Genomic DNA, 19,479 nt, shown 5'->3' with positions numbered 1-19,479 from the left:
CGGCTCCGCAGGCGTTTAGCGCCGTGCCTGGGTGGTAATCTCATCCGGCGCAAGCGAACGCCAGCCATTGATAAACACCGCAGCGCACAGTCCGACGATCAGGCCAAAGCCAAGCCAGTCGGAATGTCCGTAAAGCCATACGCCCAGCGCCGGTGCGAATACGAAAGCAGCGCCGGTAATCGATGCAACCACGCCGGATGCCTCACCCTGTTCTGCGCGCGATACGGCCAGCGACGCACCGGCGTTGAAGCCGGGGCGGAACAGGCCAAACCCCAGCGATGCGATCGCATATCCCAGCGATATCGAGTGCAGATCCTGAGCTACGCCGAACATGATCACTCCAACCGCGGCAAGGGCCACGCCCCATAAGGTGGCTGCGCGGGGGCCAAGGTTCATGCGCGGGATCACGCCCCACTGTGCCAGCAAAGTCGCAATAGCGCCGCACATCAGGACCAGCCCGACTGGCCCGGCGCCTTCGGCTGGTGTGTCGCGCAGTCCCAGCCTGTCGAGCACGAGGAAGCCCGCAATTCCCAGCACCATGGCGTGCGCATGTCCGCCCAGAAGCCCGGCAATGACCCATGGCCGCAGCCGGGGTTCCCACCAGCTGAGCCGCTTGGCAGGCACGGCGGCGGTGCCTGGGCCGTTGGGTTGGCCGGTTTCTTCGTCTTCTTCGTCTTCCGAACGGTCGGGGGAACTCGTGCCATAGGGCGCACCAAATGCACGGCCGCGAGCGGCGAATTGCGGTTCATCGTTGGGCAGCCAGATCCGCAGCGCGATAAGCGCCGCTATCCCGATGGCAGCGAACGCCACGAACGGACCGACCAAGCCCAGTCCCGGGAACACCAGCAGCGGCGCGAGTGCAGGGCCGATAACGGTGCCCAAACCAAAGCTGGAGGCGATCAGCGATAATGCCTGGGTGCGTTCCGAACGCGGGGTGCGCGATGCGACATAGGCCTGAACTGCGGGCGGGGCGGCTGAACCGAAACCGCCATAAAGCGCTCTGAAAATTGCGAACAGGATCAGCGTCCAGATTGCTGGCAGCAAGCCGGCGAGGCCGAACCACAAAACAAGGCCGCACAGGCCCATCGACACGATAAAGCCGACCAGACCCAGCGCCATCATCGCCTTGCGGCCGCGCTGGTCCGAGCGGCGTGCCCAGATGGGCGCGCAGATGACCCACAGCAGCGCCGACCAGGTATAGGCCAGGCTGATCCAGACATCGTCCACGTTAAGCGCTGTCCCGACGGACGGCATCACCGATTGCATCGCGGTGTTGCCCGCGGCGGTGACCAGCATCACGATGAACAGCAATGTCATGCGATTGCGCGAAATAGGGCGATTGGGCGAGTTGGGTTCGCGGGCCTCTATCGAGGGTGTCTGCTCAGGTGCGGAGTGATCGGCTTCGGCCATGAAAAAGCGGCTACTCGTCAAGTTCGGGGCTGGCAATGCTGTTGGTGCCCGCATAAGTTGGTGCCCCGCTTGCATTGCGTAGGCGAATTTGCCAACGCACGCGCAAATCAGGCCTTACCAAGGCGGTGAACAAGCGAATAAAGGGCGTCCTTTTTCTTGACCAATATCAATCAACTGACGGCAGACAAGCGCAGCACAATGGGCAAGCGGATTTCCCGTATGCTGGGCCAATGGGCGGTGTTCTTCCGCGGATTTGTGGAACACCCGAAAATGGTCGGTTCGATCATTCCGTCATCACGCTTCACCATCCGCAAGATGCTGGGCCCGGTAAAGTGGAATGAATGCAAACTGTTCGTCGAATACGGTCCGGGCGTGGGGACTTTCTGCGAACCGGTGCTGGAAAACTTGCGGCCTGACGGTGCGCTGATCGTGATCGATACCAACCCGCTTTATATCGACTATCTAAACCGGACGATTGCCGACAGCCGTTTCAAGGCGGTGCTTGGTTCGGCGGCGGATGTAGAAGAAATCATCCGTGCCAACGGCCATGATAACGCCGATTACATCCTGTCAGGTCTGCCGTTTTCGACCCTGCCAGAAGGTGTTGGCCCGGCAATCGCTGCGGCCACGCACAAGGTGCTGCGCCCCGGCGGCGCGTTTCTGGTGTACCAGTTCAGTGCCAAGGCGCGCGATTACATGGCGAAGCATTTTCAGCGTATCGACCAGGGGTTCGAGCTATGGAACATCCTGCCCTGCCAGCTTTTCTGGGGCTGGAAAGACTGATCCGTTCGGTGGCAGGCCGGATCGGCTGACGGATACCCCGTTGGCCGATCTCCCCGCTTATTCGAAGGCTTCGATGTCTTGCGGCGAAACGTCACCGGCCAGCTGCTTGTAGATCGCGACATACACGGTGAGCATGATCACGGTCATCACCGCGCCCATGATCCCGCCAAGGATCGCTTCGATCCACAGTCCGGCAGTGCCGCTGAAAACAGCCGCGATCAAACCGAAGATCAGGCCAAGAACCAGCGATACGACCACCAGTGCCACGCCGAGCATGAGGATGAACAGGACCACGCGGCGCGTATTTCCTTTCACAAGGTTCCACGACCGGGTGAGCGCGGCGACCGGGTTCATGATGCCTTCTACCATCATCACAGGGCCCAGCAGGATCATTCGGAAGGTGACGAACATCAGGACCATGATCGCGACGAATATCAGCAGTGCGGCAATCAACGTAGAGCCTGTCACGCCGCCTATCGCCCCAGCGAGTACGATCAGCAGACCAGCGAACAGGCCCAGAATCAGCGAGGCAATGATATAGGGGATCAGCGCCTTCATGGCCGCACTGATCGCTTCGCCGACGGTGGGCCGATGCGGTTTCCCGATCAGTGCCATGATCGCTAGCGTGCCGACAAATGTGGCGATCATGTAGGCGAGGAACAAAGCCCAGTTTTCCGCGAAATAAGCGGAGAAAGCAGCCTGTGCCGCGTCCGGATTTGCAGCCGCTGCAGCTTCGATTTCCGTGGTTGGTGCGATGATACTTACGATCAGCGCCGGCAGGAAAAAGAACACCGCAGCCAGGATGCCGATTACATCCTTGTTCGCGCCAAGCATCGCCAGTGCATCATTCCACGCCCGGCCCATATCGAATTTCATTGCAAACGCCCCTCTAGATTGTCGTTTCCCCTTGATAAGCCCGATGCCACGCGCCACGCAATGCGCATGTCGGGAAAACTCGAATCTGATATCGCGGTGCGCCGCGCGGCCAGCCAGATACCTTACCGCGAAGCCCTGGACGAGATGGATGCGCGCAACCGTGCGATAGCTGCGGGTGAGGCGCGCGAATTGTTGTGGCTGCTGGAACACCCGCCAGTCTATACCGCCGGGACCAGCGCAGCTGAGGCGGAATTGCTCGATCCCCGCTTCGAAGTTGTCGAGGCTGGCCGGGGCGGGCGCTACACCTATCATGGCCCGGGTCAGCGCATCGGCTATGTCATGCTCGATCTGACCAAGCGTGGGCGCGATGTACGCAAATTCGTCCATAGTCTGGAAGGCTGGGTTATCGATACGCTCGGCGATCTGGGCGTCGAAAGCTGGCGCGCCGAGGGGCGCATCGGCATCTGGACCCGCGATATAGACGGGACCGAGGCCAAGATCGGCGCGATCGGCGTGCGCGTGCGCCGGTGGGTCACGATGCATGGCTTTTCCGTCAATCTGAACCCGGACCTGTCGCATTTTGCCGGCATCGTACCCTGCGGCATCGAAGAGTTCGGGGTTACCAGTCTGGCGCGGCTGGGCATCGATATTTCGGCAGAGCAGTGGGATGATGCACTGCTTGCGCGCGGCGGCAGCTTCCTAGATAGGCTGTCCGAAAATTCGGGAGCACGAAAATGAAGCGATACCTTGTCCCCCTGATCGCATTGTCAGCCGTCGCTGGCTGCAACGATGAGCCTGCACCTGTTGCTCAGGGCGGGGATGACCGCGCGGCATTGGGGGAAGTTCAGGAAGGGTCGATCAGCGATGCCATGCTGCCGCTGGATTCTGTGCAATCGGTATCGCCGCCTGTCCGCAATTCGTCTGGTGGAAGCACGGAAAGGGCCGCTGGCGCCTCTGACGGTGAAGCTGATGCGGCGGCCTCGAGCAGGGAACCGGCCGAAAGCGAGCAAAGCGAAAGCGCGCCTGCGGATGAAAATTCCGAGGCGGATAGCGAGTAAACGTCAGCCGAGTGCGCGAATGCCCTTCGGCTCGCGATGGGCGGGTTCTTCGGCTGGGTCTTCAGCAGGTTCGACCGGAGCAGCGGCTGGCTTGCTTGCAAACAGACCCAGCAGCGCTTCTGCCTCTGCGCGCTCGCGTGCGGAGAGTGAATAGGCCTCGTTGACTGCCGAAACCTGCCGCGGGTGAACCGCGAACATTCCGGTGAAACCGTCTTGCCGTGCTTCTCTCGCGTCGCATAGGCCAAGGTCTACGTCGGCCGCATCTGCGGTGGCGGTGTCGATCGCCATAACGCCCATGGCTTTCGCCAGGATCAGCGTCATCGCGCGAACGTGGCGCATGGTGTCGGTCCACCCGCCATCTTCACGGCGGCTGCGTTTCGCGCCAAGGCCGCGGGCCACGTTTTCGGCATTCCAGGCAAATCCGGTCAGGCGCGGCTGCGGGTCGCCGGTCAGCGAGGGCAGCGTTAGGGCGGCTTCGGCGGTTTCGCCGATCTGCGGAATAATCTTGGTGCTGTTGTGTTTCAGCGCCAGCTTCTGTTCGATCTCGTAAAGTTCGGATGCCAGCATGCGGATCTGGGTCGGCCCGGTCACCTTGGGCAGGATCACGCCGTCGGGCGCGCCTTTCATGGCCACTACCAGGTCTTCACGCCAGTGCGGGGCATCCATGGGTTTTATCCGCACCCAGCGGGCAAACGCTTTCTTGGCAACCAGCGGGTCGGAAAAATTGGTCAGCCATTCGGCGACCTCTTCACGAACCTGCGGGGCAGCATCATCAACCGGCACACAGGCAAGGTCGATCACAATCGCATCGGCACCAACCATCGGTGCCTTTGCCAGCTTGGCGGGCTTGTTGCCCTCTATGACTAACCACGATCTCATGAGAGAACGCAGTAACAGCGATATCCTAAACTTCGGTTACCCGCCCCCAAGGGGGCACCGCGCGGTCATGCCGGCGGTGCCCAGGGGCAACCGCGATGCTTATTCTTCGTCCATTGCGGGGTAATCGATGTAACCGGCGGGGCCGGGCAAATACCAGCTTTGCGGGACATTCACGTTTTCGGCCCATTCGGCACCCTTGGCGATCCGCTCTGCAAGATCGGGGTTGGAGATGTAGGGCCGGCCAAAGCTGATGGCATCGCACCTGCCGGTTTCAACCGCTTCGGCCGCTTGTTCTGCGGTGTAATCGCTGTTGAGAACCAGCGGGCCGGTATAGATCGTGCGGATCAGCGGGCTTTGCTTGGGCACATCGGTCGATCCGAACGTGCCATCGGGGCCGGGTTCACGCAGTTCCAGGAAGCCGAGGCCAAGCTCCTCCACCACGCGCGCTGCTGCGCCGAATACCGCCGCCGGATTGCTGTCGTCTGCACCCTGGGTTTCGCCATTGGGCGACAGCCGCACGCTGACGCGGTCTGCGCCCCATACATCGACCAACGCCTCCAGCACTTCGCGCAGGAAACGGGTGCGGTTTTCGGGCGATCCGCCATATTCGTCGGTGCGCTGGTTGGTTGTTTCGCGCAGGAACTGGTCCACAAGATAGCCATTTGCCCCGTGCAACTGGACGCCGTCGAACCCGGCTTTCTTCGCATTTTCGGCGGCGTGGCGGTAATCGGCCACCACGCGCTTGATCTCGTCTGTTTCCAGCGCCCGTGCCTGCTGGTGATCCTTGCGCCCTTCGAACGTGTGGGCATGGCCCGGCGCGCAGGTCGCGCTGGCCGATACAGGCGGTTCGCCGCCGAGAAAATCGGGGTGCACCAACCGGCCCATGTGCCACATTTGCAGCACGATCTTGCCGCCTGCTTCGTGCACGGCATCGGTGGTCAGTTTCCAACCTTCGACCTGCTCGTCGCTCCAGATACCTGGGGCAGCTGGCCAGCCAAGGCCTTCCACGCTGATGCCCGTCGCCTCGCTGATGATCAGGCCGGCACCGGCGCGCTGGCGGTAATAGGTGGCCATCATTTCATTGGGCACGGAGCCGGGCTGGGTCGAACGGCCGCGCGTGAGCGGCGCCATCAGGATGCGGTTCTTCGCTTCGATTGCACCGAACTTGATCGGCTGGAAAAGACTGTCGTGCATTAATGCCCCTTTCGAAAATTGGTTCGCTTTGTTGCCATGGCAGCTAAGGAACGCGGGTGAGCAATACAAGCGCAACAAAAACGAGCAGGCTGGATAGCGGTTCTTGGCCGCGCTGGGTATTTCTGGCGGCTTTGCTGCTGGGCAATGCCGCGCTTGCGACGGGGCCGTGGCTGGTGCGGCTGGCCGACACCGGCCCGGTTTCAGCGGCGTTTTGGCGGCTGTTTCTGGCGCTGCCATTCCTGGTGCTGTTTGCGCGGATAACCGGGCAGAGGTTGCGAGGCATCCCGCGCCGGACGCTTTCACTCGTTGCGCTTGGCGCAGTGGCTTTCGCGCTGGATCTGTCGAGCTGGCATATCGGGATCGAGCAGACCCGGCTGGGCAATGCGACGCTGTTCGGCAATGCGGGCAGCATCGTGCTGCTGTTCTGGACATTCCTGATCACCCGCACGCTGCCGCGCGGGCTTGAATGGCTGGCGATCGTTTTTGCGCTGGGCGGGGCGGGGATATTGCTGGGGCGCAGTCTGGAAATCAGCACCGCGACGTTGATCGGCGACCTGTTCTGTCTGGCTGCGGGGCTGTTCTATGCGGTTTACCTGCTGACGCTGCAGGATGCGCGCAAGGCCATCGGCGCGTGGAGCTTGCTGGTGTGGGTCAGCGTGTTCGCATCGCCCGTGATACTGGCGCTGGCCGTGTTTGCAGGTGAACCCGTGTGGCCGACCAACTGGACCCCGGTGATCATCCTGTTCATCACCAGCCAATTGCTGGGACAGGGGCTGCTGGTATTCAGCCTGCGCCATTTTCCGCCGCTGATCATCGGTCTGGCGCTTCTGACACAACCGGCGCTCGCCGCGCTGATCGGGTACAGCGTGTTCGGCGAGATTCTGGGCGCGGTCGATATTCTGGGCATGGCGATGCTGGGCGGGGCGCTGCTTCTGGCGCGGGTCAGATTGCCGAAGGCACCCGGGCACGGCACAGCAAAAGCTGGCGAGGGAAGTTAACCCGCCGCGCTGTCTGTCCAGAAACTGCGGTCGAATGCGGCGGCATGTTCGTCAAACGTAACCAGATCCGGCCCGATCAATACCAGCCGGGCCTGTTCGCCCAGTAACCTGCCTTCGTCGCGCAGGATTTGCTGGCGCCGTTCGTCCCGCATCGGCGTGGCGGCGTGCGAGATCACGTCCAGCATGACCTCGGCTGCGATGGCCGATGTCGCGACTGCACTGCGGATCGAACCGAAGCCGCGCTTCACATAATGGGCGAAATTGTCGGGCAGCGGGATGATAGGGCAGTCATCCTCATCTTCGCCGCAAATGTCCTTGCGCAGATCGCGGCGTCCGATTTCCGAAGTGGCAGCGCCGAGCCAGTGCAGCGCGGTGATTGCCGTGAACGGATCGTTGATGCCGGGCGACAGCGCACGCAGGCCGATTTCGACCAGTTCGTCGATCAGAAATTGCGGGTCCTGTTCCGGAGTGCGCGATGGTCCGAGGGTGAAACATTGCCTGACACGGTCCTCGACATCGTCGGGCTTGCACCCGTCAATTTCCATCAGGGCCAAGTCGCGGTGCACAAAGTCGCCGGTCCTCACCTTGAGAGAGAAAGTGCCGCCGCAACCCCTCGCGACCTGTTTCAGATCATCAAAGTCGATCAACTGCACATAGCCGGTGCCCCAGGCGGTCAGTACCTCTCCGCCTGCCTGTTCGACAGGATCGGAAAATTCGTCCTCGACTGGATAGGTTTCACGGATCGCGCGCAGCAGACGCTCGCCGATACCCTCGATCACTTTATTGATCCGGATGCTGGACGGAATGTGGTTGAGGAAGAACACCAGCACGCCGACGCACACCGCCATCAGGATATAGGCGACCAGCAGGGACAATTGCGGCACGAAACCAGGCAGCGCATCTGCCGCGCCTGAGCCTGCCGCAGGCGTTTCATCCTCTGCCCGCACGCTGCGCAGCACGACGAGTGCATAGACAAAGCTGCCGATGAAAGTGGCCAGGCTGAGCTGGTTGCCGCGATCTTCCAGAAAATTGGTCAGCAGACGCGGGCCGTAGTTCCCGCTGGCATAGGTAACCGCGACCAGCGTGATCGAGAAAACGGTGGAGGCGACCCCGATCATGCTGCCGGCCATCACCGTCAGCATATCCGCCGCGCCCTTGGGCCGGGCGGGAATCAGCCAGTCGGCCTCATTCAGCGCCTGCGCCCAGCCTGATCGGTCGAGCCAGACCAGCGAGAATGCAAGCACCGCAGCGATGATCGAAAACAGCGCCGGATAGAACCAATAGTTCGCGTTTAAGCGCGCCCAGAAAAAGCGGATGTCAGCTGTCATGCGGGGGAAACGCGCAGAAGCAGCTTTGGTTGCGTCACGGGCATCGCGCGAGCCGGATCAGGCAAAAACCAAAATCAGCGATTGGCCCGCACCATCCAGCCGTCACCCCGTTCAGACCTTGCCCAAATCGCCCTTGCCGATGGTGCCGCTGGCCATTTCCAGCATCCGGTCGAGGCTTTGCTTCGCTTTCAGGCGCAGGCCTTCCTCGATTTCGATCCGCGGTTCCAGATCGCGCAGCGCGGTGTAGAGTTTTTCCAGCGTGTTGAGCGCCATGTAGGGGCAGATGTTGCAGCTGCAATTGCCGTCTGCACCGGGCGCGCCGATGAAATTCTTTTCCGGCAGCGCCTTTTCCATCTGGTGGATGATGTGCGGCTCGGTCGCGACGATCAGCGTGTCACCCGGGAACGTCTTGGCGAATTGCAGAATGCCGCTGGTCGAACCGACATAGTCGGCGTGATCGACGATTGTCGGCGGGCATTCCGGGTGCGCAGCAATCGGCGCGTCGGGATATTGCTCTTTCAGCTTGAGCAGTTCGGTTTCGCTGAACGCCTCGTGCACGATGCAGACACCGGGCCACAGCAGCATTTCGCGGTTGAACTTTCGGCTCAGATACCCGCCCAAATGCCGGTCGGGCCCGAAAATGATCTTCTGGTCTGCCGGAATTTGCTGAAGGATGGTTTCAGCCGAAGAGCTGGTCACGATCACATCCGACAGCGCTTTCACCTCAGTAGAACAATTGATGTAGGTCAGCGCGATGTGATCGGGATGCGCCTCGCGGAAGGCCTTGAACTTTTCTGGCGGGCAGCTGTCTTCCAGGCTGCAACCGGCATCCATATCGGGCAGCACGACGATTTTTTCCGGGCTGAGAATTTTGGCTGTGTCGGCCATGAATTTGACGCCGCAAAAGGCAATCACGTCGGCATCGGTTTCGGCCGCCATCTGGCTAAGCTGCAGGCTGTCCCCCACATAATCGGCCAGGTCCTGGATATCCGGGGTCTGATAGTAGTGCGCCAGGATGACCGCGTTGCGTTCCTTGCGCAGGCGGTCGATTTCCGCGAGCAGATCGTCACCGGTGGGAAGCTTTGTAGGGGCGGTCATTTCTAGTCCTTTTGTCGTACCGGCAAGCTGCGGCGTGCCGGCTTTTCCTGTCTGATGATTGCTAGCGGATCAAGCGGCGTGCGTCTGCCATATATCTCCTGAACGCGATACCAGCCCCCGGCGTTCCAGATCGAGCAAATGAGCCTTTACCGACATCCCGGCAGCGCCGGTCAGTTTCGGGTCCAGCCCCTTGTACATGATCGGCACCATTTCATCGATGCTCTTCGCGCTCTCGCCCAAAAGGCGCAGGATCTGGTTTTCGCGCTGGCGGCGGTGCCCCATCATGCCGCGCACAAGCTGGCGCGGCTTTTCGATCGGCGCGCCGTGGGCGGAATAATAGACCCGGTCGCCGCCTTCTTCGGCCCGGGCGTACAGTTTTTCGAGGCTTTTCATGTAATCGCCCATGTCGCCGTCGGGCGGGATCACCACGCTGGTTGACCAGCCCATGACATGGTCGCCGGTGAACAGCGCGCCGCTTTCTTCCAGCGCAAAACACAGATGGTTGGACGTGTGGCCGGGGGTGTGGACCGCGGTCAGCGTCCAGCCGGTGCCGGTCATCTGTTCGCCGTCTTCCAGCACGCGGTCCGGCTCGTATGTGGTGTCGAATGCTTCGTCGGATCGCGGCCCGTCGACTTTCAATGCCAGCGGGGCGCAGCCGACAATCGGTGCGCCGGTAAGTTTCGCCAGCGGCGCGGCGGCCGGCGAGTGATCACGGTGCGTATGCGTGCACATGATCGCGATAACCTTGTCATCCCCGATCGCGGTGATCAGCGCCTGCAGATGATCGGGCTCGTCAGGGCCGGGATCGATTACCGCGACCTGCCCCTGATTGCCGACGATATAGGTCTGCGTACCGGTGTAGGTGTAGGGTGAGGGATTGGGGGCGAGCACGCGGCGGACCAGCGGCTCGGGCTGCTCGACCTTGCCGGTCGGCCATGGTTTGGGCGGAATAGCCATGTTGCGTCTATTGCAGCCCAAGCCCTGCGAAGTCGAGACACGTTTCCTTTCAATCCCTCTCGACTTGTTACGTAGCGGGCGGCATTCAGGCAGGATGACGCAGAAAATTCTCGTACTCGATGAAGGCACAACCTCGACACGGGCGATGTTGTTCGCGCCCGATGGCAAGCTTCTTTCCAGCGCGCAGCAGGAATTGACCCAGCATTACCCCGCACCTGGCCGGGTGGAACATGACGCGACGGAAATCTGGCACCGGACACTGGCCTGCGCGAGGGAGATGGTCGAGAAAGCTGGCGGGGCGGAGCATATCGCCGGGATCGGCATCACCAACCAGCGCGAGACTGTGGTCGCGTGGGACCGGAACAGCGGCGAACCGCTGTCGCGCGCGCTTGTCTGGCAAGATCGCCGCACCGCCGATTTCTGCGACACTTTGCGCAATGCCGGGCACGAGCCAGAGGTGCAGGAACGCACCGGCCTGCTGCTCGACCCATATTTCTCAGGCACGAAAATGCGCTGGTTGATCGACAACGAGCCGGCGGTGAAGGCGGCGGCAGAGGCAGGCACGCTGGCGCTGGGCACAATTGAGAGCTGGTTGGTATTCAAACTTACAGGCGGCAAGTTCATCAGCGATGCCAGCAATGCCAGTCGGACCTTGTTGCTGACGCTTGACGGAGTGGATTTCGACGAGGGGCTGTGCGACCTGTTTGGTGTGCCGAAATCTGCGCTGGCGGAAGTGGTCGATAATTCAGGGGCATTTGGCAGCACCTTGCGCGAATTGTTCGGCGCGCCGATCCCGATCACCGGAATGGTCGGGGACCAGCAATCGGCAACGATCGGGCAGGGCTGTCTGACGCCGGGCGAAACCAAGGCGACTTACGGCACCGGGGCATTCATCCTTGCCAATAAGGGGCAAAGCATTCCGGCATCGTCCAACCGCCTGCTCGGTACCGTCCTCTATCAGGAAGACGGCGTGCGCACCTATGCGCTGGAAGGGTCCGTTTTCGTGGCTGGTAGTCTGGTCCAGTGGCTGCGGGATTCGCTTGGCTTGCTTGGCACGGCAGCGGAGACCGAAACGCTCGCGCGATCAATCGACGATAGCGGCGGCGTGGTGATCATACCGGCGATGGCTGGGCTGGGTGCACCGCACTGGCAGCCCGAAGCGCGCGGCGTGATTGCCGGGCTCAGCTTCGCCACGGGGCGGGCGCAGATAGCGCGCGCCGCACTGGAGGCGATGGCGCATCAGACGTTCGATCTGGCAGAAGCATTCGCAGCCGATGGTGCCCGCTGGACCTCGTTGAAAATCGACGGCGGGATGAGCGCGAACGACTGGATGGCGCAGGATATTGCCAATTTGCTGAACCTGCCGGTCGAACGGCCCGATTTTGTCGAGACAACTGCGCTTGGCGCTGCAATGCTGGCCGCCAAGGGGGCGGGGATTGTCGCGGACCTTCAGGAAGCGAGCGATGCGATGCGCGGGACGATCGGCAACTTCGCGCCGTCGATGGACGGTAATGTTCGGGAAAAACGGCTGTTCGCCTGGCGCAAGGCGCTGGCCGCAGCGTAAATGGCTTGTTCAGCCGCGCTGAACCGCATCGTCAAGGCGTTCGCGCAGGCGAAGGATCGCCGCCGGACGCATTTCGAACCGGTCGCGCCATGCAGTATCGAGCCGAGTGATCCGCGCGTGAAGGTGCTCGCTTTCCCGGATCAGTGAACGGGTCGTTTCTTCCAGCAGTTCGAGATTGCCTGGTTCAGATTGGCGATCAGGCGGTAATTTGCTGTGACGGCGAAGCTGGAACTCGCTCAGTTCGCCATTGAAATATGCGCGGTGATTGAGCAGCCATGCGAGGACATGCATGATCCGGGTGGTGGTCCGCAGGCCTTCTACCGACAGGGCAAGGCGGACCTTGTCGGCTTCCGCACTTGTGTCGCGAACCGGGGTCAGGTCGAAAACCTGCCGCACTTCGTCAGCAAGCACCAGCGCCTCGCAATACAATGCCTCGACGATTGGCTCGTTTATGTCGGTCGGTTTGGCCATGAATTTACACTCGTACGTGCGCGATTCCTGAGGGGCCAGACCATTGCTAAAACTATCCCGAACCAAATCGGGACTGTGCCGAAATGGGTCGGTTTCGAACGGCGGCTGGGGAAACGATCTGAACATGCAGCATCAATATTTGTGTTGCAGATCAGGCAATTGCACAAAAGCGACTAATTGCAGTCGGCGTTAACCCTTAGGCAATGATGTCTGGTAACAAAGCGTCTTCGAGCAGCGATATCTGGTCCTTCAGGCCCAGTTTCCGTTTCTTTAGCCGGGCAATCTGAAGCTGGTCGGTGGAGCCGGACTGACGCAGCGCTTCGATCGCAGCATCGAGGTCGCGATGTTCGGTTTTCAGCACGGCCAGGCGCTTGCGCATTTCGTCTTCAGTCACGTCGCAGCATCCCCAAGGCCGTATCCTCTCTGTCAGGCTGATGCGCCTGATTATCCGGCCTCGCTTCTAGCGGGACAATTCACCGCGTCAAAAGGGTTGGTCGCCGAAAAGTGAAAAATCAGCCCTTCGCAAACCCGCGCGGATGTGGTTCTATGTGCATACGCGGTTCGTCCGCGATGGACGAGTCGCTCACCGGGTCACGCACCTAACAAGGAGAGCCAGATGGAATCGTCCCACGTCAGCGCCCTGCAATCAAAACATGCCGTCATTGAACAAAAGCTTCGCAGCGAAATGAACCGGCCAGCGCCAGACACAGCGACAATCCAGGCCCTCAAGAAAAAGAAATTGCGAATTAAGGAAGAACTGGCTGCAAACTGACCGGATTTTCCTGAACGCCGACACTGTCCGCCGCGCGGAAAGCGATTAACTTGCTGTGTGTTGTGGTATAGGCCTTGCCTATGACCGCAGCCGCAGCAGCCCGCTTGATTCTTACACAACTGCACGAGATCATGGCTTCGCGTATGCACGCGCAGCGCAAGCTCGACCGGGTGGTGGAGATCATCGCGCACAATCTCGATAGCGAGGTGGTGTCGATCTATCTCCTGCGCGAGGGGATGCTGGAACTTTTCGCGACGCGCGGTTTGAACAAGGAAGCCGTGCACGTCACCCGGATGGCGATCGGCGAAGGGCTGACGGGTACGATTGCCGATAATGTCGAGACGCTGAACCTGGCAGAGGCCAAGGCGCATCCCGATTTCCAGTACAGGCCGGAAACCGGTGAAGAGAAGTTCCATTCCTTCGCCGGCGTACCGATCGTGTACCGCGAACGTGCCATCGGTGTGCTGTGCGTGCAGCATGTCGATCCGCGCCGCTACGAAGACATCGAGATCGAGGCGCTGCAAACGACCGCCATGGTCCTGTCTGAACTTATTTCAAACAATGATCTGGTGGACGAGGAAGAGGCGCTGGGCCTTGCCCCCGAACAGACGGGTCCGGCCAATATTGCCGGCCTGTCGCTGGTCAAGGGGCTGGCGAGCGGCAATGCTGTCTACCACCAGCCGCGCGTTACCATTGATCAGGTCATGGCCGACGACATCGAGGTCGAGCGGCAGCGTGTCTACCGTGCCTTCGACAAGATGCGCGAACAGATCGACAATATGGCCAGCAATGCCGAGTTTGGCGTGGGCGGAGAGCACGAGGAGGTCCTGAACACCTACAAGATGTTCGCCTATGACGAGGGGTGGGGCCGCCGGATCAACGAAGCAATCGATTCCGGCCTGACTGCAGAGGCGGCAATCGAGAGGGTTCAGCAGCGAACGCGGATGCGAATGCGCGAGATTGACGATCCGCTGCTGCAAGACCGGATGCACGATCTGGAAGATCTGGCGAACAGGCTGTTGCGGATTGTTTCCGGCCAGATGGGAACTGCCGCCACGCAGGGCCTTCGCGGCGACACAATCCTGATCGCGAAAAACCTCGGTCCGGCGGAACTGCTGGAATACGACAAGCGCAGGTTGAAAGGCGTGATCCTGGAAGAAGGATCGCTGACGTCACACGTGGTTATCGTGGCGCGTGCGATGGGAGTTCCGGTTCTGGGCCGTGTCCGCGGTCTGCGCGGGATCGTGCGCGAAGGCGACGAAATCCTGCTCGATGCGGAAAATGGAACTGCCACGGTCCGGCCTGCCCAACCGGTTGCAGACGCGTTCGAAACACGTTTCACCAAATCGCGCAAAAGGCAGGCCGATTACGCCAAGCTGCGCGATGTGGAGCCGTTCACCCGCTGCGGCACGCGCATTCAGGTGATGATGAATGCCGGCCTGCGCGAAGATATTTCCAACCTCAATCTGGTTGGCGCGGACGGGATCGGCCTGTTCCGCACGGAATTCCAGTTCCTGGTTTCCGCGACCCTCCCCCAGCGCGAACGCCAGTTTCGCCTGTACCGAGACGTGATCGACGCGGCGGGCGACCGCCCAGTGATTTTCCGGACTGTAGATATCGGCGGCGACAAGGCAGTGCCGTATCTTCGTTCAGGCGAAGCGGAGAATGACGAGAACCCTGCGATGGGATGGCGCGCACTGCGTCTTGCCCTGGAACGCGACGGTCTGCTCAAGGTACAGGCAAGGGCTTTGCTGGAAGCGGCATCGGGCAGATCGCTGTACGTCATGTTCCCGATGGTGTCGGAACCGTGGGAATTCGATGCCGCCAAGTCCGTTTTCGAAGATCAGCTGGCCTACCTGAAATCGCAGAAGAAAGTCTTGCCGGAGGCGATCCATTACGGAGCCATGCTGGAAGTTCCGGCGCTTGCCGAAGTGCTTGACCAACTGCTCCCGCGGATATCGTTCCTGTCTATCGGCACGAATGACCTGACGCAGTTCCTGTTCGCGGCAGATCGGGCCAATCCTAAGCTCGCTGAACGTTATGACTGGTTGAGCCCCGCTATCCTGCGGTTCCTGCGGCGTGTCTCGCTGGCTGCGGTCGGCCAGCCGGTCGATCTGGGGATTTGCGGCGAGATGGGCGGCAGGCAGTTGGAGGCATTGGCGCTGCTCGGCATCGGTTATCGCCGATTATCGATTACGCCGGTATCCATCGGTCCGATCAAGGAACTCGTACGGCAGGTCGATCTGGCCCAGATTACCGAGGCTATGAATGGCTGGCTCGCCCATCCGCCAGAGAACTTGCGCACCACTCTGGCAGAGTGGGCAGCAGAGCGCGGAATCTCCGTCGATTGACTTCGTCCTGCCTCTGGACCGGCTGGGCGAATTCCGAGGGTGGCGTCGCGGCAAGGTGCTTGACTCAGACGCGTCAGACCTATTCTCCTGCGTCAAAATATAAATCGGGTGGCAAGGACAATTAAATGAGTGACGAAGTAACTCTTCGTGATGAACAGCTCCCTTTGGAAGGTGCAGGGCAGAAACTTGCACGTGCACGGGAAGCTGCGGGCATGACAATCGATCAGGTCGCAGCAGAGACGCGCATTCCAGCGCGCCATCTGGAATCGATTGAGCACGGGGAATTTTCCGAACTTCCGTCGCGGGCCTACGCCATCGGATTCTCGCGCAATTACGCTCAGGCTGTCGGCCTCGATACCAATGAGATTGTAGACGAGGTCCGCGCGGAACTGGACAACGGTGTCTACCGTGAAAATGGTGCTACCGCCACCTATGAACCGGGTGATCCGGACCGTGTGCCCGGCAGGGGGCTGGCGTGGTTCAGCGCCTTTGCGGCAATCCTTCTGATTGTGGGCGGATTGGCCTTTTTCCGCGGATATATCTTCCCGGGTTCAGGCCCGGCGCCGCTGGTTGGCGAACAGCAGATTGCAGAAAATCAGGCACCGGCTGCTGCCACCGCCGCACCTGCGATCGCTGTTGCATCGACTGACCGGCGGGTGGTCTTCACGTCGCTGGAAGATGGCGTATGGGTCAAATTCTACGACGATGCGGGCGAACGCCTGATGGAAAAGCAGATGGCGGAAGGCGAACGATACGTCGTCCCAGCAGACGCGCAGGGGCCGCAGGTATGGACCGGACAGCCAGAAGCATTGAGGATTACCATCGGCGATACCGACATCGGTACCTTGTCTGACGAAAGCGAAATCCTCCGCGACATTGACGTTACGGCAGAGGCATTGCTGGCGCGTAACTCTGCTGAACCGGCTCCGGCCGACGATTCAGAGCCGCAGCTTAACTGACAATCTCCACCGATTTGGCCATCAATCGCCTCGACAAAGCGGGGCCGATGTTGCAGATTCTGCAAATATTCAGGCACACTCTGGTGTCATGACGCCAGATGACGATTTTAGACCGTACAGGAGCGTTCCATACCATGATCAGCCGTAGCAGCCGTGCAGTTTTCGCGGGCCTCGCGCTATTCGCAGTCGCTGGCACTTCCATGCCTGCTCTCGCACAGTCGAACGGCGACGAGGCGCGCCTGCGCAAGCTGGAATCCGAAGTCCGCGCGTTGCAGCGCAAGGTTTTTCCGGGCGGGGACGGGCGCTATTTCGAACCTGAGATTACCCGCGCGCCAGCGGCTGGCGGCACTGGCAACACGGCATCGACCACTGCCGTGACCGACATCCTCGTGCGCCTCGATGCGCTTGAGGCGCAGATTGCCAGCCTGACTTCGCAGACCGAAGAAAACACCAATGCAATCCTGCAACTGACCAACCGTATCGTTTCGCTCGAAACTACGCCGACGGCGGCGACTGCGGCCACGAGCGCACCGTCGAGCAATCTGTCCGCCATGACTGGCGGTGCATCGGATGATGGCGATGACGACAAGGCGCAACCGGCTGCTGCGCCCAGCGCCAGCCGCCTTGCCGCTGTTCAGGAAATCGCCAAACCGCAGACAGATGACGCTGCCGACGATGAATATTCTTACGGGTACCGCCTGTGGAATGCGGGTTTCTATCCCGAGGCGCAGCAGCAATTGACCAAGTTCGCGAACGAGTATCCCAACCATTGGCGCAGCACTTATGGCCGCAACCTTCTTGGCCGGGCGTATCTGGACGATGGCAAGCCAAGCGAGGCCGCGCCGTGGTTCCTTCGCAACTACCAGGCTAACAAGCAGGATGCCCGGGCGCCCGACAGCCTGCTGTATCTGGCGGAGAGCATGATTGCGCTGAAAGATACAAACCGCGCCTGCATCGCGCTGGCGGAATTCGGCGATACATATCCGGCACTCGCATCAGGCCGCTTGAGCAATCAGTATCAGGCGAACCGGTCCAAGGTGACTTGCAATTGATAGCGGCGCCAGGCCGCCTCAACTTGACCCGAAACTGATCGAACGTTTTCGGGGCGATGCAGATCGCCTCTGGCCAGCTGGGGAAAAGCTCGGTGTAGCTGTTTCTGGCGGGCCCGACAGCATGGCTTTGTTGCTGCTGGCCAACGCTGCAAGGCCAGGCATGGTCGAGGCAGCGACCGTCGATCACCGGCTGCGTGAAGAAAGCGCAGCCGAGGCTGCGATGGTCTCCGATCTTTGCAAGATCCTCGGCGTGCCGCACCGGACGCTGCCTGTCGATGTTGCCGCAGGCAATTTGCAGGCAGAGGCGCGAAATGCCCGCTACGGTGCGCTGGACAGGTGGCTTGCCGAACAGGATCTGCCGACCCTTGCAACCGCGCACCATGCCGATGACCAGGTCGAAACCTTCCTTATGCGGCTTAATCGCGGCAGCGGGGTTGCGGGCCTTTCGGGCATTCGGCCCTCGGGCAATGTGCCCGGGGGATCGCATCGATTGATCCGGCCGCTATTGGCATGGCGCAAGCGAGAACTGATCGAATTGCTAGAAAATGCCGGTGCCGATTTCGCCCGGGACCCGTCCAATCGGGATCAGGCATTCGACAGGGTGAAACTGCGCGAAAACCTGACCGATGCTGGCTGGCTGGACATCGGCGCGATAGCGAAAAGCGTGACCCATCTCGCTGAAGCGGATGCCACAATTGAATGGATGGCCGCGCATGAATGGGCAGGCCGGGTGAAGCGGATCGGGCGCAAATATGTCTATCGGCCGGCTGCGCCGCGCACGGTGCGGTTGCGCGTCGTTTCGCGCATTATCGAGGAATTGGGCGGTGATCTGCCCGGTTCGGGGCCGCGCGGGTCGGACATTGCGCGTCTGCTGGACCGGCTTGAGGCAGGGGAGCAGGCGAACCTAGCCGGCGTGCTTGCATCAACCGTTGGCGATGCGTGGCGGTTCGAGCCGGAGCCGCCGCGAAACACCGCAAGCCAGCCTTGATCAGATAATCGAATCGCCCATGCCGATGCGTTTGCCGCGGGTGATGATGACCTTGTCGCCCTTCTTGGCGATGGCGAATACCTTGGCCGCGAAATCGTCTGGAGTTCCGATGCAGCCATGGCTGGCATAGCCGTTCTCAACCTGTGACCCATGGATCGCAACGCCGTCTGTCGTCAGGAACATCGAATACGGCATTGGCGCGTTGTTATACTTCTCTGAAACATTGTGGCGCATCTTGTAGCGGATCGGGAACGTGCCGAGCGGCGTTGGATGCTCGTCGGTGCCTAGCAACACAGCTGACGCGCCGATTTCGTAGCCGCCACGAAATACCGAAAGCACTCTGGCATCGAGGTCGACAGTCATGACCAACGGCCCATCAGGCACGCCTTCGTCATCCCAGTGCCATTCGCCATATTTGATCGGGCCGGAAATCGGCAGGATGCGCTTGATTACGAAGGTGTCATCGGTGTCTTGCGCGACTTGTTGGACCGTGGGTTCTGCGGTGGTTGCGATGCCCTGCTTTTGCGCGATCTCATCAGCCTGAACCGTCTCTTCTGCTGGAATGGCTTCTTCCAGCGCCGGAGCATCCTGAGAGTTGTCGCCTGTCACCAGACCGCTGGCAAGCGTCGTCCCGCCGAGTAGCAACACCAGCGCGGCAGTTGCGCCGCCAATCCATTTCACCATTGGTTCCATGACTTCCCAATGCCAGAAAGCGAGAATTTCCGCCAGCGTGCGCTCCGG

The 19,479-nt window shown here is 60.9% G+C and carries 20 protein-coding genes; 10 read left to right on the top strand and 10 right to left on the bottom strand.

Annotated elements, in window-relative coordinates; genetic code table 11:
• Window positions 1–15: 15 nt before the first annotated feature.
• On the bottom strand, window positions 16–1,410 hold the full coding sequence (locus tag PO778_RS08695; RefSeq protein ID WP_160730509.1) for an MFS transporter: 1,395 nt from the start codon (window positions 1,408–1,410) through the stop codon (window positions 16–18).
• A 198-nt stretch (window positions 1,411–1,608) separates the two neighbouring features.
• On the opposite strand from PO778_RS08695, the gene PO778_RS08690 reads away from it, so the two are divergent.
• The gene (locus PO778_RS08690; protein WP_271439366.1) at window positions 1,609–2,193 is read left to right on the top strand and encodes a class I SAM-dependent methyltransferase; all 585 of its coding nucleotides are present in this window, start codon (window positions 1,609–1,611) and stop codon (window positions 2,191–2,193) included.
• Window positions 2,194–2,250: 57 nt separating this feature from the next.
• Here PO778_RS08690 and PO778_RS08685 read toward each other — a convergent pair whose 3' ends face one another.
• Window positions 2,251–3,069, bottom strand: a complete 819-nt coding sequence (locus PO778_RS08685; protein ID WP_160730508.1) for a hypothetical protein — start codon at window positions 3,067–3,069, stop codon at window positions 2,251–2,253.
• Window positions 3,070–3,129: 60 nt separating this feature from the next.
• Between PO778_RS08685 and lipB the strand changes: the two genes are divergently transcribed.
• A complete protein-coding gene (gene lipB, locus PO778_RS08680) occupies window positions 3,130–3,807 on the top strand; it encodes a lipoyl(octanoyl) transferase LipB (protein WP_438944392.1) in 678 nt (225 codons plus the stop codon).
• Window positions 3,804–4,127 carry a hypothetical protein gene (locus PO778_RS08675; protein ID WP_271439279.1) on the top strand — a complete coding sequence of 108 codons (324 nt, stop codon included), beginning with the start codon at window positions 3,804–3,806 and terminating at the stop codon, window positions 4,125–4,127. Before lipB ends, PO778_RS08675 begins: the two co-directional genes overlap by 4 nt.
• Before the next feature lie 3 nt (window positions 4,128–4,130).
• Here the strand turns inward: PO778_RS08675 and PO778_RS08670 are convergent, their stop codons facing one another.
• Together PO778_RS08670 and PO778_RS08665 are read right to left on the bottom strand one after the other, a co-directional pair.
• The gene (locus tag PO778_RS08670) at window positions 4,131–5,006 is read right to left on the bottom strand and encodes an HpcH/HpaI aldolase/citrate lyase family protein (protein WP_271439278.1); all 876 of its coding nucleotides are present in this window, start codon (window positions 5,004–5,006) and stop codon (window positions 4,131–4,133) included.
• Between the two features lie 99 nt (window positions 5,007–5,105).
• Window positions 5,106–6,200 carry an alkene reductase gene (locus PO778_RS08665; RefSeq protein WP_271439277.1) on the bottom strand — a complete coding sequence of 365 codons (1,095 nt, stop codon included), beginning with the start codon at window positions 6,198–6,200 and terminating at the stop codon, window positions 5,106–5,108.
• Between the two features lie 56 nt (window positions 6,201–6,256).
• Here PO778_RS08665 and PO778_RS08660 point away from each other — a divergent pair, with 56 nt between their 5' ends.
• Window positions 6,257–7,198 carry a DMT family transporter gene (locus PO778_RS08660; protein ID WP_271439276.1) on the top strand — a complete coding sequence of 314 codons (942 nt, stop codon included), beginning with the start codon at window positions 6,257–6,259 and terminating at the stop codon, window positions 7,196–7,198.
• Here PO778_RS08660 and PO778_RS08655 read toward each other — a convergent pair.
• From PO778_RS08655 to PO778_RS08645, 3 genes are all read right to left on the bottom strand, one after another.
• Window positions 7,195–8,526, bottom strand: coding sequence for a DUF2254 domain-containing protein (locus PO778_RS08655; protein ID WP_271439275.1), 1,332 nt, complete (start codon window positions 8,524–8,526; stop codon window positions 7,195–7,197). The two genes, PO778_RS08660 and PO778_RS08655, sit on opposite strands and share 4 nt — an antisense overlap.
• A gap of 111 nt (window positions 8,527–8,637) precedes the next feature.
• Window positions 8,638–9,624 carry a quinolinate synthase NadA gene (gene nadA / locus PO778_RS08650; RefSeq protein ID WP_271439274.1) on the bottom strand — a complete coding sequence of 329 codons (987 nt, stop codon included), beginning with the start codon at window positions 9,622–9,624 and terminating at the stop codon, window positions 8,638–8,640.
• A gap of 69 nt (window positions 9,625–9,693) precedes the next feature.
• Entirely contained in the window at window positions 9,694–10,581 is an 888-nt protein-coding gene (locus PO778_RS08645; RefSeq protein ID WP_271439273.1) for an MBL fold metallo-hydrolase, read from the bottom strand.
• A gap of 94 nt (window positions 10,582–10,675) precedes the next feature.
• On the opposite strand from PO778_RS08645, the gene PO778_RS08640 reads away from it, so the two are divergent.
• Window positions 10,676–12,145 carry a glycerol kinase gene (locus tag PO778_RS08640; RefSeq protein ID WP_271439272.1) on the top strand — a complete coding sequence of 490 codons (1,470 nt, stop codon included), beginning with the start codon at window positions 10,676–10,678 and terminating at the stop codon, window positions 12,143–12,145.
• A 9-nt stretch (window positions 12,146–12,154) separates the two neighbouring features.
• Here the strand turns inward: PO778_RS08640 and PO778_RS08635 are convergent, their stop codons facing one another.
• Complete coding sequence (locus PO778_RS08635; protein WP_271439271.1) at window positions 12,155–12,616, bottom strand: DUF1465 family protein; 462 nt, start codon at window positions 12,614–12,616, stop codon at window positions 12,155–12,157.
• A 196-nt stretch (window positions 12,617–12,812) separates the two neighbouring features.
• On the bottom strand, window positions 12,813–13,010 hold the full coding sequence (locus PO778_RS08630) for a YdcH family protein (protein WP_160730499.1): 198 nt from the start codon (window positions 13,008–13,010) through the stop codon (window positions 12,813–12,815).
• Window positions 13,011–13,232: 222 nt separating this feature from the next.
• Between PO778_RS08630 and PO778_RS08625 the strand changes: the two genes are divergently transcribed.
• The 5 genes from PO778_RS08625 to tilS all read left to right on the top strand — a co-directional run bounded on the left by PO778_RS08625 (window position 13,233) and on the right by tilS (window position 18,738).
• The gene (locus tag PO778_RS08625; protein WP_160730498.1) at window positions 13,233–13,388 is read left to right on the top strand and encodes a YdcH family protein; all 156 of its coding nucleotides are present in this window, start codon (window positions 13,233–13,235) and stop codon (window positions 13,386–13,388) included.
• 80 nt (window positions 13,389–13,468) lie between these two features.
• On the top strand, window positions 13,469–15,739 hold the full coding sequence (ptsP, locus tag PO778_RS08620) for a phosphoenolpyruvate--protein phosphotransferase (protein ID WP_271439270.1): 2,271 nt from the start codon (window positions 13,469–13,471) through the stop codon (window positions 15,737–15,739).
• A gap of 125 nt (window positions 15,740–15,864) precedes the next feature.
• Window positions 15,865–16,698 (top strand): helix-turn-helix domain-containing protein, encoded by an 834-nt coding sequence (locus PO778_RS08615; RefSeq protein WP_160730496.1) that lies wholly within the window; start codon window positions 15,865–15,867, stop codon window positions 16,696–16,698.
• Between the two features lie 134 nt (window positions 16,699–16,832).
• Window positions 16,833–17,750, top strand: a complete 918-nt coding sequence (locus PO778_RS08610) for a tetratricopeptide repeat protein (RefSeq protein ID WP_271439269.1) — start codon at window positions 16,833–16,835, stop codon at window positions 17,748–17,750.
• Window positions 17,746–18,738, top strand: a complete 993-nt coding sequence (gene tilS, locus PO778_RS08605; protein WP_438944391.1) for a tRNA lysidine(34) synthetase TilS — start codon at window positions 17,746–17,748, stop codon at window positions 18,736–18,738. The genes PO778_RS08610 and tilS overlap by 5 nt, the downstream gene beginning before the upstream one ends.
• Here tilS and PO778_RS08600 read toward each other — a convergent pair whose 3' ends face one another.
• Window positions 18,739–19,431, bottom strand: a complete 693-nt coding sequence (locus tag PO778_RS08600) for a L,D-transpeptidase family protein (protein WP_271439268.1) — start codon at window positions 19,429–19,431, stop codon at window positions 18,739–18,741.
• Window positions 19,432–19,479 lie beyond the last annotated feature (48 nt).

This window comes from Pontixanthobacter luteolus, assembly GCF_947494915.1.
GTDB classification, from domain to species: Bacteria; Pseudomonadota; Alphaproteobacteria; order Sphingomonadales; family Sphingomonadaceae; genus Pontixanthobacter; species Pontixanthobacter luteolus.
The sequence above is the reverse complement of the archived record's forward strand: the minus strand, read 5'-3'. Positions and strand labels throughout refer to the sequence as shown.

What these genes read in the sequence shown, in the direction of transcription:
- PO778_RS08695 (WP_160730509.1), bottom strand. Translation starts at nt 1,410, where the DNA reads ATGGCCGAAGCCGATCACTCCGCACCTGAGCAGACACCCTCGATAGAG.
- PO778_RS08690 (WP_271439366.1), top strand. Translation starts at nt 1,609, where the DNA reads ATGGGCAAGCGGATTTCCCGTATGCTGGGCCAATGGGCGGTGTTCTTC.
- PO778_RS08685 (WP_160730508.1), bottom strand. Translation starts at nt 3,069, where the DNA reads ATGAAATTCGATATGGGCCGGGCGTGGAATGATGCACTGGCGATGCTT.
- lipB (WP_438944392.1), top strand. Translation starts at nt 3,130, where the DNA reads ATGCGCATGTCGGGAAAACTCGAATCTGATATCGCGGTGCGCCGCGCG.
- PO778_RS08675 (WP_271439279.1), top strand. Translation starts at nt 3,804, where the DNA reads ATGAAGCGATACCTTGTCCCCCTGATCGCATTGTCAGCCGTCGCTGGC.
- PO778_RS08670 (WP_271439278.1), bottom strand. Translation starts at nt 5,006, where the DNA reads ATGAGATCGTGGTTAGTCATAGAGGGCAACAAGCCCGCCAAGCTGGCA.
- PO778_RS08665 (WP_271439277.1), bottom strand. Translation starts at nt 6,200, where the DNA reads ATGCACGACAGTCTTTTCCAGCCGATCAAGTTCGGTGCAATCGAAGCG.
- PO778_RS08655 (WP_271439275.1), bottom strand. Translation starts at nt 8,526, where the DNA reads ATGACAGCTGACATCCGCTTTTTCTGGGCGCGCTTAAACGCGAACTAT.
- nadA (WP_271439274.1), bottom strand. Translation starts at nt 9,624, where the DNA reads ATGACCGCCCCTACAAAGCTTCCCACCGGTGACGATCTGCTCGCGGAA.
- PO778_RS08645 (WP_271439273.1), bottom strand. Translation starts at nt 10,581, where the DNA reads ATGGCTATTCCGCCCAAACCATGGCCGACCGGCAAGGTCGAGCAGCCC.
- PO778_RS08640 (WP_271439272.1), top strand. Translation starts at nt 10,676, where the DNA reads ATGACGCAGAAAATTCTCGTACTCGATGAAGGCACAACCTCGACACGG.
- PO778_RS08635 (WP_271439271.1), bottom strand. Translation starts at nt 12,616, where the DNA reads ATGGCCAAACCGACCGACATAAACGAGCCAATCGTCGAGGCATTGTAT.
- PO778_RS08625 (WP_160730498.1), top strand. Translation starts at nt 13,233, where the DNA reads ATGGAATCGTCCCACGTCAGCGCCCTGCAATCAAAACATGCCGTCATT.
- ptsP (WP_271439270.1), top strand. Translation starts at nt 13,469, where the DNA reads ATGACCGCAGCCGCAGCAGCCCGCTTGATTCTTACACAACTGCACGAG.
- PO778_RS08615 (WP_160730496.1), top strand. Translation starts at nt 15,865, where the DNA reads ATGAGTGACGAAGTAACTCTTCGTGATGAACAGCTCCCTTTGGAAGGT.
- PO778_RS08610 (WP_271439269.1), top strand. Translation starts at nt 16,833, where the DNA reads ATGATCAGCCGTAGCAGCCGTGCAGTTTTCGCGGGCCTCGCGCTATTC.
- PO778_RS08600 (WP_271439268.1), bottom strand. Translation starts at nt 19,431, where the DNA reads ATGGAACCAATGGTGAAATGGATTGGCGGCGCAACTGCCGCGCTGGTG.